Here is a 14185-nt window from a genome sequence, read left to right as displayed (position 1 = left end):
TAATAGTATAAAACTTTTACAATCTCTTCCTTACGCTAGTATTAACTAGTTCAAGTTCAATGGGACAAGCAGTATGCAATCTCAGCCATTAAGGCACCCCAAGAGTTGATGAAAAATTATAATTCAATGAGTCTAAAGTTTCACTTAAGCTTAAAAATAAAAATTTATATATCTTGCTTTTTAAAATAAAGTAATTTTTTATTTTTTCTAGTAACCCCAATGTAATTATGTTTTAGTATGATTCCCTAGAAAAAATAATCTTAGGAAAATATATGAATTTTTTAAACAATATCACTTTACGAAATAAAATACTTTTTACTTTAGCAATACCAATTCTTTTAGTTATACTGCTTTCTTATACACTTTTAATAGAAAAAATAGAAAAACAAAATTCAATTAATCATACAAAAGAGTATCTAGGTTTTACTATTAGTTCAGCAAAATTATCACTTAACCTACAAAAAGAAAGTGAATATAGTATTGCTTTTACTGACTCATATGGTAAGGGGAGTGCAGATAAGTTAAAAACAATTCAAGGTGAAGTTGATAAAAATATTTTAACTTTACAAAATAGTATTAAATTAATAGAAAATGATGAAGAGCATTTTAATAAGAAAATAACTCAATTAAAAAAACTACTTGAAGAGAAAAGCAATATTCGAAAACAAATAAATGAGCTTTCAATTAGTAGTGAGGAATTGAATAAATATTATAAAAATTTTGTAGAGATATTGTTGTCTTTTATGGATGATGTTGTGACTTATAGTAATGATGGTGAATTATCAAAGAAGTTACAGTCTTATATATTTTTAGTACATTTTTTAATTAATGCTGAAGAGGAAAGAATGTTGGTTAAAAATATTTTTGATAAAGGAGTTTTATTAAATAAAGAAAATATTGAGTTTAATAAACTTGTTACAAATCAAAATATATTTTTAGGACAATTTAAAAAAATTGCTTCAGTAGATAGTGTTAAATATAGTGAAGATGAAAAAAAATGTGAAAAGTGTAAAGAACTAACAAGGTTTAGAACAATACTTCTTGATAAAAGTTTAAAAGACCAAATTATAAGTAATATCTATGCAAATGCTGGATTTGGTGGCCTTATTCATAATTATAAAAACTATTTAGTTAGAAATGATAATAAATCCTTAAATAATGTTCAAAAATACCATACTGCCATAAAAAGAAGTGTTAACAAATATAGAAGATTAAAAGGTATAACAAAAGAAGAAAAGAGACTATTAAAAGTTATTAAAAATAGTTTTGATTCTTATATGGGAAATATATTAGATATTTCAGATGGATTAGCACAAGGTAAAACGATTAAAGAAATTGATGGAATTGTTAAACTTGATACTAGTAAAACAGTACAATCTTTAAAAAAGTTAAATCAAAATATTTTTGGAGCACAAAAAGAGAAATGGATTGAAGTATCTACTTCTAGAATCAATTATTATGAAAAGTTAGTGGATAGATTAACCTTAAATATTAGTAAGTATATAGAAATGAAAAATGCTCAACTAAATACTGAATTTATCTTCTTTGGAATATTTTTGATTGTTATGTTTGTAATTATCTTTATCATTAGTACACTTATGACTAAAAAAATTGTTTCAAGCCTCAAAGTATTCAAATTAGGACTTGAATATTTCTTCCAATATGTAATTAGGGAAAAAGATTATTTAAAACCAATGGAGGTAAAAGGAAATGATGAATTTGCCCAAATGACACATGATATGAATGTTCAAATTGAAAAGATTCAAAAGATTATTGAGCAAGATAAAAAAGTAGTAAATGAGATTACTGATGTAATTGTGAAGGTTTCTAATGGATTTTTAGAATATAGTTTACATGAGAAAGGTGCAACACATGAGGTTGAATCTTTAAGGTTAATTATTAACAAAATGATATCTTATACAAAAAATAAAGTTGATAATATAAATCTTTTGCTTGATAACTATGCTCTTGGTAAATACAATTTTAGACTAAGCGATGAACAAAGAGTAGGAATGTATGGTAATTTTGGTACCCTTTCAACTAGAACTGTTTTATTAGGACAATCTATTTCTCAATTAATTGCAATGATTACAAATGCAGGAAATGAATTAAAAAATAATACTCAAACACTTACAGATTCATCTCAAATGTTATCAAATAGTTCAAATGAACAAGCAAGTTCATTAGAACAAACAGCAGCTTCAATTGAACAAATTACTTCAAATATGAAAAGTAGCTCAAAGGATGTTACTGAGATGTTAAGAATTGCAGATGATTTAAGTACTAGTGCAGATTTAGGAAATGAGTTGGCTTCAAAAACTTCTAGTTCTATGGATGAAATAAATGAAAAAGTAAGTGCTATTAGTGAAGCTATTGCAGTGATTGATCAAATTGCATTTCAAACAAATATACTCTCACTTAATGCAGCAGTTGAAGCAGCAACTGCAGGGGAAGCAGGAAAAGGTTTTGCAGTTGTTGCACAAGAGGTAAGAAATCTAGCAAATAGAAGTGCTAATGCAGCAAATGAGATTAAAAAGCTTGTAGAAGATGCAACTGTAAAGTCTAATGAAGGTAAAAATATTGCCAATGATATGATAAATGGATATGATAACCTTTCTTCAAAAATTATTGATACAAGAAAAATAATTGATAATGTAACAATTGCTATAAAAGAGCAAGAAAGTGGTATGATTCAAGTAAATGATGCTATTAATTTAATAGATCAAATGACACAAAAAAATGCACAAACTTCACATGAAATAGATTTATTATCACAAGAAGTTTCTAAGTTATCAAATAGACTATTAGGAATAACAAAACAAACAAATATTAATGATAAGTATTATGATATGGTTGATGATATACAAATTATTTCAGATGTTTCAAAATATAAAAATGATCACATCAATTTTAAAAGAAGATATTTTAAAGAATTAGATTCATACTCTTCAACGAAGGTAGTTGATTGTAAATCTTGTAACTTAGGTAAGTGGATTGTAGATAATGAAAATATGCAAAAAGAGTTTGTATTTTCTAATGAATGGAAAAAATTAAAAAATCACCATGAAACATTACATAATGAGGTTCAAAATTATATAAACTTAAATCATGAAAAAGTAGATAACAAACAGTTAAAGAACTCAGCTTCATTAATTGAAAAATATACAGAAGAGATATTTCAAAGTTTGAATGAGATACTTCATATAAATACTATAAATATAAGAAATAAAGCTAGTTGAAAAAAGTAATTAGGTTCTTTTTCTTTTCTTAATTAACAAATAAAGAAATTTTTAAGAAAAGAATAGTAAAATAATTTTGTAACTAATTAAGGTTTAAAATGACTATTTTCCCAGTAGACTCAGTAAGTGAAAACTCAATAATTTCTACTTCACTAGAAAAATCAAAATATTTTGTAATTTATGATAAAAATAGTATAAAAATCGAGCCAAATCCGAATACATATGGAGTGGAATTACTTCAATGGCTTAATGATAAAGGTGTAAGCTCAATTATAATTAAAGAGATGGAAATAAATCCATATAATAAATTAAAAAATTCTCGTATAAAAATATATCATGTGGGTGATGAACTTAAAAAAATAAATGAAATAATCCACAGTTATAACAATAAAAAGCTAGAACTTTTAAATAATGATAAAATGCTAGAGATAGTAAAACTTCATGAGAATAGGGTTTAAAATTTTGGCATATTGATTTTTAAAATAAGCGCTATTTAGTATTATTTTGAACAAATCATATTTTTAGGGTTTATATATTTGTCAAACTCTTCATTTGTAAGAAAACCTAAACTTACAGCTTCTTGTTTTAAAGATGTTCCATTTTTATGGGCAGTTTTTGCTATAAGTGCAGCATTTTCATATCCAATATATGGGTTTAGTGCAGTTACTAACATCAAAGAGTTATTCAGATATTTTTCTATATTTTGCATATTTGCATCTATACCTATTGCACATTTGTTATTAAATGAGATCATTGAATCACTAAGCAGTCTTATTGATTGTAAAATATTATAAGCAATTACTGGTTTAAATACATTTAGTTCAAAGTTCCCTTGACTAGCTGCTATTGAGATAGTTGTATGATTTCCCATAACTTGAACTGCAACCATAGTTATAGCTTCGCTTTGTGTTGGATTTACTTTCCCTGGCATTATAGAACTTCCTGGTTCATTTTCAGGAATATTTAGTTCTCCTATACCACATCTAGGACCAGAGGCTAACCATCTTATATCATTTGCAATTTTCATTAAATTTGAGGCTAGGGCATTCAAAACTCCACTTAACATAACCTCTGCATCATGTGAAGTTAGAGCATGAAACTTATTTGGATGGGAAACAAATGGATGTCTTGTTTTAGTTAGATTATTTAAAGTGTCACATACAAGCTTTGAAAAATCTTTATTGCAATTTAGCCCAGTACCAACAGCTGTTCCTCCAATTGCAAGTTCAACTAAATATTTCATACAATCATCTATTTGATTTAAAGCTTTATTTAACATCTCAACATATGCAGAAATCTCTTGACCTAAAGTTAATGGCGTTGCATCTTGAAGATGTGTTCTACCAATTTTTACAAGATCATTAAATTTTATACTTTTTTGTTCAAGTGTATATTTTAATTTATTAATAGAAGGGATTAAATCTTTTTGAACTGCTAAAACAAATGCAACTCTCATAGCTGAGGGAAAGGTATCATTTGAACTTTGTGATTTATTTACATCATCATTTGGATGGATTAGTTTTTCAATTCTAAAATCTTTTCCTAATATTTCAGTAGCTTTGTTTGCTATAACTTCATTTAGATTCATATTTGATTGGGTTCCTGAGCCTGTTTGCCAAACAACTAAAGGAAAGTTATCATCAAGCTTTTTTGAAATAATCTCATCACAAGCTTCACATATTGCATCTGCTTTTGTTTTATCTAATTGATTTAGTCGATTATTTGTCATAGCACAAGCTTTTTTTAAATATGCAAAAGATTCTATTATTTCTTGGGGCATTTTTTCTTCACCAATAGGAAAATTTTCCAAGCTTCTTTGAGTTTGAGCTGACCAATACTTATTATTAGGAACCTCTATCTTACCCATAGTGTCTTTTTCAATTCTTGTTTTCATGAGGTACCCTTTTAAAATAATGCTTTAGATATGAAGATTATAACATAGATAAAAAAGAAGTAAAATAATTTTGATTTTAGTTTATAAGTGAAAGTTTAAAACAAAGGTTTTCACCTTTGTTTTAAGGTCTAAATACTAAATTGATCTCCATTTTTGTGGACCAGTAGTATGAATAGAAACACCTTCTGTGTCAACAGCCACAGTAACAGGCATGTCTTTAACTTCAAACTCATATATAGCTTCCATTCCCATCTCTTCAAATGCTAACACTTTTGCATCTTTAATCGATTGTGAAATTAAATAAGCTGCTCCACCTGTAGCAATTAAATACATAGATTTGTACTCTTTGATTAAATCAATAGTTGGTTGCTTCCTTTCAGCCTTACCAATCATTCCCATAATCCCAATTTCCATCATATCTTTTGTAAATTTATCCATTCTAGTTGATGTTGTTGGTCCTGCAGGTCCAACTTTTTCATCTCTAACTGGATCAACTGGTCCAACATAATAAATAAATCTGTCTTTTAAATCTACTCCATTTGGAAGTGGCTTACCTGCATTTTTGTACTCAACTATTTTTTTATGAGCTGCATCTCTTGCAGTTAAGATTTTTCCAGATAATAGTAAAGTATCTCCTGATTTAAATTGAGATAAATTCTCTTTTGTCAAATCTTCAATATTTACTTTTTTAATTGTATCCATTGGTAATTCTAAATCTGGCCAAAGGTCTAAATCTGGTTTTTCAAATTTAGCTGGACCATTTCCATCTAATTCAAAATGAATATGTCTAGTTGCTGCACAGTTTGGAATCATAGCAACTGGAAGTGATGCTGCATGACATGGATAATCTAAGATTTTAACATCTAATACTGTTGTTAATCCACCAAGTCCTTGTGCTCCAATACCAATTTTATTAATATCTTCATATAATCTTAGTCTTAACTCTTCTAATGCGTTTTGAGGACCTCTTTCTTTAAGTTCATGAATATCAACATGACCCATTAAAGACTCTTTAGCTAATAGCATTGATTTTTCTGGATTTCCACCAATACCAATACCTAAGATTCCTGGAGGACACCATCCTGCTCCCATTTGCTCTACATTTGACATAACCCAATCATATACACTATCACTTGGGTTTAATACAGCAAATTTAGATTTGTTTTCAGATCCACCACCTTTAGCAGCAACTGTAATATCTAATTTATCAGAGTTTGCATCAACTGAAAAGTGAATAACTGCTGGTGTATTATTTTTAGTATTTGTTCTAGTACCTGCTGGGTCTGCAACAACAGAATATCTTAAAGTATTATCAGGATCAGTATAACCTTTAGCTACACCTTCATTTAATACATCTTCTAACTCTTTTGAAATATCTAAATCAGCTTTTAAACCAACTTTTATAAAGATATTTACACTTCCTGTATCTTGACATAAAGGTCTATGTCCCATTGCACACATTTTAGAGTTAATTAAAATTTGTCCAATAGCATTTTTTGCTGATTCTGATTTTTCATTTTCATAAGCTTCTACCATCCCTTTTACGAAATCTTCAGGGTGATAAAAAGATATATATTGACATGCATCTGCTATACTTTGTACTATATCTTGTTCTGTGATTTTTCCCATTCTCCAAGTCCTTTTATAAATTTTAAATTTCAATGATTATATCAAATATGAGATTATTAAAAAGAATGAGAATCATTAAAAGAATAGGAACAATTTCTCTTAGTTACGCAACTTCTCATTTAAACTAAAATTAATTTTATTATAATCTTAGCACCTATGAATTTTTTATTGTTATAATAATATTCATGGTTTTGTATATCTATTGTACCATTTAAATGTTTTGTAATAATCTCTTCTGTCATATAAAGTCCAATTCCTGTCCCTTGAGATTGGTGTTTGGTTGTAAAGTATGGTTCAAAAACATGTTCAATAATCTCTTCTGGAACTCCCCCTGCATTATCCAAAATAGTTAATATGATCTCTTTATTTTCAAGATATGAATCAATAAAAATATATTTCTCCTCTTGGTTTATTTTTTCTAATTCATCTTTAGCATTATTTATAAGATTTATAACAACTTGAATAAGTTCATTTTTCAATCCATAGGTTTCAAAATCTTTTGTATTATTTACAACTATGATATTTTTATCTTTTAGTTGAGGGCTTACTATATTTAAGGTAGCTTCAATAACATCTTTTATGGAAAACTCTACTTTTTCTTTGTTTTTTGAGAAGTAAGTTCTAAAATCTTCAATTGTATTAGATAAGTATTTTGTTGCATCATTAATATGTTTTATACTTTTTTTAAAATCATCATCACTTAGAACTCCAATCTCTTTTTTCAGTTCCATTCCTGTGGAAGTACTAAGTATGATTGAAAGTGGTTGTCTCCATTGATGTGCTATATTATTTATCATAGAGCCAATCGCAGCCATCTTTGATTGGTGTGCTAAGGTTTCATTTTGTTTTGTAATATACTCAAGACTATCATCTATCTCTTTTTTATATCTATCAAATTTACTTTTTAAAATTCTAGAAAGATTAATAGAAAGAATAAGTAAAAATAAAGAGAAAATAATAGTTGTTATAAAAATTTGTTCTAAGTCATCATGAAATTTCTTTTTTAGTAAATTTTTTTCTTTTTGTACTTTTTCTTTGATATCATCTTCATAAAAACCTTTACCTATTAACATATCCCATTTATCAATACCTCTTACATAACTTGTCTTTTTGACAGGCATATTGATACCAGGCTTTTTATTTTGTATATAACTTATATAACCACTTCTATTGTTTTTTGAAGTATTAATAGCATCTATAATTGTTTGTTTATTTTTTGTATCTTTTTCTTCAATGGCATTTAAACCAATAATATCTTTTTTTATATGACTTAAATAATTGCCATTATAGTCAAGTGCAAAAATATATCCATTATTTGGAAATTTTAAATCACTAATGAAATTTAATATTTTTGTTTTTTGGTCATTTTCAAAATCTTTAATATATTCACCTGTACCAATAACCCAGTTAAAAGGTTCAAAGTGTTTGTTGTAACCAATTTTTTTGTATTGTTTTTTCTTATCAGAGGGTTTATAATATTTCCATTGAAAAAACCCTTCTTTATTTGATTTAACAATATTAATAATACTTCTAATAACATATACTCCATTTGCATCTTGATAATTATAAAAATTTGTTCCTTCAAGTTCTTTTGCTAAGGGAAGTAAAATACACTCATAATCAAAGTTATAAATAAAAAAATATCCTCTTTTATTGTTGAATCTAATCTCCCTTAAAGCATCTGAAATCATTTTTTTGAGTATATTATTATCAAGTTCTTTGTTTTCATTATATATATTCATTGCAATAGAGTATGCCTCATTAACCCTATGTTTGAGAGATGTTTTTAAGTTATTTTCTGTGGAGTGTTGCTCATTTTGAATAAGATGATAAATTCTATCAACTTGGCTTTTAGTAATTTCTTTGTTGTTTTTTATATATTCTTGTTCAATAAATTTTTCTTGATTTTTAAAATTAACTTCATTATTTATATATAAAGATAGAGATAGAAGAATAGAAATTGTTATAGCTAAGATAGGAGGAGTATATTTGATAATCCTAATTATCTTATCTTCATTTTTTGTATTCATATTGTATTTCTTAATTGATTAGTTAATTATACAATAATTTGATTAAAAACCATTTTCAAGTTTTGAAGAAATAAAAATATTTAAATCTTTTAGAAATGTAGAAACTAATTTGTTTTGGGCTTTAACAAAACCAATAGCATCTATAGTTTTAGATTTCTCTTTATAATTGAAATTTTTATAAGAAATTTTTTTATTCATGTTATTGATTAGATAAACTCTTATTGAAAGTTTTGCAAATGATTGATTGTTTTCTATACTTTGATTAAATTCAAATAATTCACTATGTAAAGTATAGTCACTTGCAAGTTTTATTTTCGATGTCGTTATATATTTGAATCTGTTTTTTGAATTTAGATATGAAGCAATACTTTGTTGAACAAGTTTGGTTGGTTTATCACTCCAACGACTTAATACATATGAGTCACTAATAAATCCATCTTTTTGATAACTAATTGCCTTACTATTTAAACTCTCTAGGGTTCTTGGCTCTAAAATCATAATACTTTTATCAAAAAAACTTTGTTTCTCTTGTTTTATATCAAGGTTAAGATTATAAGTTTTATAAGCTGGTAATTCCTTTGTAATACTGATACATCCTGTAAATAGTATTGAAATAAATAAAATGGATAAAAATTTAAACATTATTCTAGTTCTCCTGGTCCAAAGTTTTTTTCTCTTGTATTAAAAATCATATCTCCTCCATTTGAGTTAAAATCTTCAATTGTAGAATCAATTTTCTCTATGGTTTGTTCTAAATCCCCTAACACTTTTTCTATACTTTGAGATGATTTTGCTGTATTACTAAAATCATTAATTAAGTTTTTAACATCATTTTTTAATACTTCATCAATATTTTTACTTAATAAACTTAGATTTTTAGAAAGCTTTTCTATCTCTTTTATGGTTTTTGATACATCATTTTTTACTACATTATCGATTGTTTTAGTCATCTTATTTACATTGTTAAAAGTTGTTTTAACATCATTTTTTAAAAGATTATTTGAATTTGTAATTAGTTGATTAAAGTTTTCCGATGATTTATTTAAATTCGCCAATAATTTTTCAATATTTTCAATATTTTTGTCATTAAGTAGTAGTTCAAATCTTTTTAAAACCACTTCAATTTGAGAGCTTATATTTCCTGCACTAGAAGTAAGTTTATCAATAAAAGATTTTTTTAAAGGTAAAATTGCAAATGAGTTTTCTTTTACTTCTACTTGTTTTGCTTCTTGAGTTCCACCCTCTATCTCTATTAGTTTATTCCCTGTAACCCCTTGAGACTGAATTATTGCATAAGAGTTTGTTTTTATGATTTTTGGTTTAGTGATTTTTAAGATTATCTCTATTTGTTCAACATTATTAGGGTTGATTCTAATATTATCAACTAAACCTATATCTAGACCTTTGTATTCAACAATTGAGTTTTTATTTAAACCAGCTATAGAAGTTTTACTATAAATTCTAAACTCTTTTGCATTTAATTCTTCAACATCATATCTTGCAAGCCATAATATAAAAATTATCATTGCAATTGTAAATGTAAGAACAAATATCCCCACAACTGTGTATTTAGCTTTATTTTCCAAACTCTTCCTTTTGAATTTTTAAAAACTTTTTTATTGTATCATCATTTGAATTTAATGCATCCTCATAGGTTCCAAGCATTGATAGTTTACCATTTGAGAGAATTAAAAATCTATCTAAAACATTTTTTATAGTATTTAATTCATGGGTAATCATCACAACTGTTAATCCTAACATATCCCTAAGTTGAGCTATTAGTGTATCAAAAGCTTTTGCGCTTGCAGGATCTAGTCCTGAAGTTGGTTCATCTAAAAAAACTATCTCAGGGTCTAAAGCTAAACTTCTAGCTAAGGCTACTCTTTTTTTCATCCCTCCACTTAATTCTTGGGGATAAAGTTTACCAACTCTTGAATCAAGACCAACCATTTTTAATTTTGTATAGGCAATATCATTAATTAATTCTTTAGGTAAATTAGTGTTTTCTTTTAACATAATACCAATATTCTCAATTACATTTAAAGATGAAAATAAAGCTCCAAATTGAAACAAAACACCCCAATTCCTTTTTATATTATTCCTATCTTTCATATTTAAATTTTTTATATTTTTACCAAAAATTTCAATATCACCTTTTTGTATGGCATCCAACATTATTATTTGTCGAAGCATTACCGTTTTTCCACTACCGCTTCCACCTAAGATACCAAATATTTCACCTTTTTTTATATTAAAAGAGATATTATCATGAACAATTTTTTCTTTAAATGAGGTTGAAATATTTTTAACTTTTATCATCTTAAAATCCTAATTGTATTGAAAGTAAAGATATTATTGCATTGATTATAATTAACCAAAAAATTGAATCAACAACTGCTTTTGTAGTATATTTCCCAATATCAGTTCCACTTTTAACTTGTAAACCTCTATAACATCCAATTACAGCAATTAAAATACCAAATAATGGAGCTTTGAAAATTCCAAGTAAAATATGTCTAATCTCTACATATTCATAAATTCTTTCTATAAATTGGGTATATGAAATGCCAAGATGAATCTTAACTATAACCATTTCTCCAATAAGCGAAGCCATATCAGCAAAAAATACAATTAAGGGTAAAACAATAATTAATGCAATGATTCTTGGAATTATTAAAAAGATATCAATATCAAATCCCATTGTTCTCATGGCACTTATCTCTTCAGTTATTTTCATTGTTCCAATTTGAGCAGTATATGATGAAGCACTTCGTCCTGCAATTATAACAGCAGCTAAAAAAGGGGCAATTTCTCTAAACATACTCATTGTGGACATCTCAATAACTATTATTGCTGCACCAAATCTATTTAATTGTTCTGCACCTTGATAAGCTGTAACAAAACCAACTAAAAATAAAGCCAAAGCAATAATTGGTAAGATAGGAATTGCTGCAATTTCAATTTGATGAATAATAGATTTGAATCTAATTTTAGAAGGATGTTTTAAGAGATAAAAAATGTAAACTATTAACTTTCCTATAAAGTATAAAAAGTTTTTAAAAGAATTTGATGAATGAAATACCTCTTTCCCTATTTTTTCTAAAAATGGGGATTCTTTTGAGATAATCTCATCTTTGTGTACATAATTACTTTTATATAAATCAAACATTTTTTTATGTTTTGATGAGATGTTTTCAATTAAAACTTCTATATTGTTCTTCTCAAAATTTATTACATATTTTATTAATAAAATAATTCCCGATGAATCAATCTGTTCAAGTTTTTGAAAATCAAAACTTACAGTTTTTGAAGTGATGTTTTTTTTGAAAAAATTATCCAACTCTTTTATTTTAGGTGTTAGTGTAGTATATTCCCAATCTTCTTTAACTGTAAATTTATTAATCAAAAATTCCCTTTAAAAAGTATTAGCTATATCTTTTACAATTTTACCAATATTTAGTATCGATTTGATTTCAACTTTTTCTCTTGTTGAGTGTGGGTTAAATATATTTGGACCAATTGAAGCGATTTTCATATGTGGAAATTTGTCTTTAAATATTGCACACTCTAAGCCTGCATGTATGGCCTCTAATGATGCTTCTGGATTGTGTTTTTTATAAATATCTAAAATCATATTAGTAAACTCATTTACATCAGGTTTCCATGCTGGATATTTGCCATCTGTTCTAACTTCAAAACCAAAAGATTCCAATAATAAAATTGTTTCTTTTTTTAGCTGTTCAAGGTTTGAATTTGACATCGACCTAGCACTTAGTTCAATCTCAATTTCATCTATTTTTGTTGATATTTTAGCTAGATTAATAGAATCTAAAACTACATTTAAATCTTTATCATATCCTCTAACACCATTTGCAAATGTATAAATGAAATCACAAATATCACTTGACCAAACATTTAAATGTTCAGCTTTAGTATCAATTTCACTTATACAAATATTTTCATTTGGTATTAACTTTGGGTCCTCTTTAAAAGCAACAATTGCTTTTACATTAACTGGAATTGAGTTGATTCTCTCTCCTCCATTTATGTCAAGAATTAAGCCATTGTTTTCTTTTATAGTTTGTGCAATTAGTTTAATACCATTTGGTACATTTAAGTGGATATCAACACCACTATGACCACCAGGTAATTTAGAGATTTCTATTTCATAAAGTTTATAATTTTCATTGTTTTCAATTATTTGTTTTGAAGAGTTTTTTGCAAAGAAATCTACTCCTCCAGCACAACCAATGCAGATTTCTCCTTCTGCTTCGCTATCAATATTTAACATATATTGTGCATCTAATTTATGCTCTAAATTATTTGCTCCAATTAGTCCTATCTCTTCATCACTTGTAAAAAGAAACTCACAATCATAAGCTTGAGTCATTAGTGAAAGCATATAAGAACATCCAATCCCATTATCCGCTCCTAATGTTGAGTTTTCAGCCTTTAAAAACTTTTCTTCTTCAACAATTTTAGGAATACAATTATCACTTAAACAAACAATATCATAATGGTTTTGTAAACATAAATTTGCCTTTGAGTTCTCTTTTTTACATAAAATATTATTAAAGTTATCAACTAAACAAAGGTATCCATTTTTTGAAGCAAATTTTTTCATATAATTTATAAATGGTTCATGATTCCCACTACATCTAGGAATAGTTGTGATTTCTTTGAAAATATCTAAAATATTATTCACAAATAGCCTTTTTTAGGCAATATTATAACGAAGAATATAAAAACTTTCCTTATGTTTTTAAGCTTTGTTAAAAAATATTATATTAATATAAATAAATTAAAATTCAGGGAAGATAAATGATTATAGATTATAAAGATGTAAATGATTTAAATAGATATAAAATAATGTCTGATACAGTTGTTCCAAGACCAATCGCATGGATTGTTACAGAAGATGACGGTGTTATAAATGCTGCGCCTTTTTCATATTTTGTACCATTATCAAGTAATCCTGCTGTTGTTATTGTTTCTATTGGGGTAAAAGAAGAGGGTGTACCAAAGGATTCTTTACACAATATTTTGAAACATAAAAAAGCAACTATTTGTTTTGTAAATAAAGACAATACAGAGCAAGTAAAACTTTGTGCAAATATGCTTGATAAAGAAGAAAGTGAAATCGAAAAGTTTGAAATTGATGTTCAAAAACCTTTAGATGATTTTCCTCCAATGATAAGTTCGACTCAAACTGCTTTGTTTTGTGAATTTTATCAAAAAGTAGATATCCCAGGGAAAACTACACCAATTATTTTAGAAGTAAAAAAACAATACATTGAGGATGGAAGATTAGATGAAAGATCACATGTTCATGTGGAAAATATTGGAAGAAGTGGAGCTTTCTTTAAAGCAATGGTAGACTTATAAAACTAAGA

General features: G+C 26.7%; 11 protein-coding genes and 1 riboswitch. Of the genes, 3 read left to right on the top strand and 8 right to left on the bottom strand.

The annotated features are described in order from the left end of the window. Positions 1 to 10: 10 nt before the first annotated feature. A riboswitch (TPP riboswitch) is annotated at positions 11 to 111 on the bottom strand. A 161-nt stretch (positions 112 to 272) separates the two neighbouring features. Continuing rightward, complete coding sequence (locus tag AC2TY9_RS12125) at positions 273 to 3239, top strand: methyl-accepting chemotaxis protein (RefSeq protein WP_489777762.1); 2967 nt, start codon at positions 273 to 275, stop codon at positions 3237 to 3239. A gap of 98 nt (positions 3240 to 3337) precedes the next feature. Next, positions 3338 to 3697, top strand: coding sequence for a NifB/NifX family molybdenum-iron cluster-binding protein (locus tag AC2TY9_RS12120; RefSeq protein WP_489777761.1), 360 nt, complete (start codon positions 3338 to 3340; stop codon positions 3695 to 3697). A 41-nt stretch (positions 3698 to 3738) separates the two neighbouring features. Here the strand turns inward: AC2TY9_RS12120 and fumC are convergent, their stop codons facing one another. From fumC to AC2TY9_RS12080, 8 genes are all read right to left on the bottom strand, one after another. Further along, complete coding sequence (fumC, locus tag AC2TY9_RS12115) at positions 3739 to 5133, bottom strand: class II fumarate hydratase (protein ID WP_489777759.1); 1395 nt, start codon at positions 5131 to 5133, stop codon at positions 3739 to 3741. Positions 5134 to 5268: 135 nt separating this feature from the next. After that, positions 5269 to 6762 (bottom strand): fumarate hydratase, encoded by a 1494-nt coding sequence (locus tag AC2TY9_RS12110; protein WP_489777758.1) that lies wholly within the window; start codon positions 6760 to 6762, stop codon positions 5269 to 5271. A 119-nt stretch (positions 6763 to 6881) separates the two neighbouring features. Further along, positions 6882 to 8792, bottom strand: coding sequence for a sensor histidine kinase (locus tag AC2TY9_RS12105; RefSeq protein ID WP_489777757.1), 1911 nt, complete (start codon positions 8790 to 8792; stop codon positions 6882 to 6884). A 42-nt stretch (positions 8793 to 8834) separates the two neighbouring features. Beyond that, entirely contained in the window at positions 8835 to 9434 is a 600-nt protein-coding gene (locus AC2TY9_RS12100; protein ID WP_489777756.1) for an ABC-type transport auxiliary lipoprotein family protein, read from the bottom strand. Beyond that, positions 9434 to 10378: an MlaD family protein gene (locus AC2TY9_RS12095; RefSeq protein WP_489777755.1), complete on the bottom strand. Its 945-nt coding sequence runs from the start codon at positions 10376 to 10378 to the stop codon at positions 9434 to 9436. The genes AC2TY9_RS12100 and AC2TY9_RS12095 overlap by 1 nt, the downstream gene beginning before the upstream one ends. Then, entirely contained in the window at positions 10368 to 11111 is a 744-nt protein-coding gene (locus tag AC2TY9_RS12090) for an ABC transporter ATP-binding protein (protein WP_489777754.1), read from the bottom strand. Before AC2TY9_RS12090 ends, AC2TY9_RS12095 begins: the two co-directional genes overlap by 11 nt. Position 11112: 1 nt before the next feature. Beyond that, entirely contained in the window at positions 11113 to 12198 is a 1086-nt protein-coding gene (locus AC2TY9_RS12085; RefSeq protein ID WP_489777753.1) for an ABC transporter permease, read from the bottom strand. Between the two features lie 9 nt (positions 12199 to 12207). Beyond that, positions 12208 to 13497 carry a M20/M25/M40 family metallo-hydrolase gene (locus AC2TY9_RS12080; RefSeq protein ID WP_489777752.1) on the bottom strand — a complete coding sequence of 430 codons (1290 nt, stop codon included), beginning with the start codon at positions 13495 to 13497 and terminating at the stop codon, positions 12208 to 12210. Between the two features lie 116 nt (positions 13498 to 13613). Between AC2TY9_RS12080 and AC2TY9_RS12075 the strand changes: the two genes are divergently transcribed. Next, the gene (locus tag AC2TY9_RS12075; protein WP_489777751.1) at positions 13614 to 14177 is read left to right on the top strand and encodes a flavin reductase family protein; all 564 of its coding nucleotides are present in this window, start codon (positions 13614 to 13616) and stop codon (positions 14175 to 14177) included. Positions 14178 to 14185 lie beyond the last annotated feature (8 nt).

Source organism: Arcobacter sp. ISO1 (assembly GCF_058105185.1).
The sequence above is the reverse complement of the archived record's forward strand: the minus strand, read 5'-3'. Positions and strand labels throughout refer to the sequence as shown.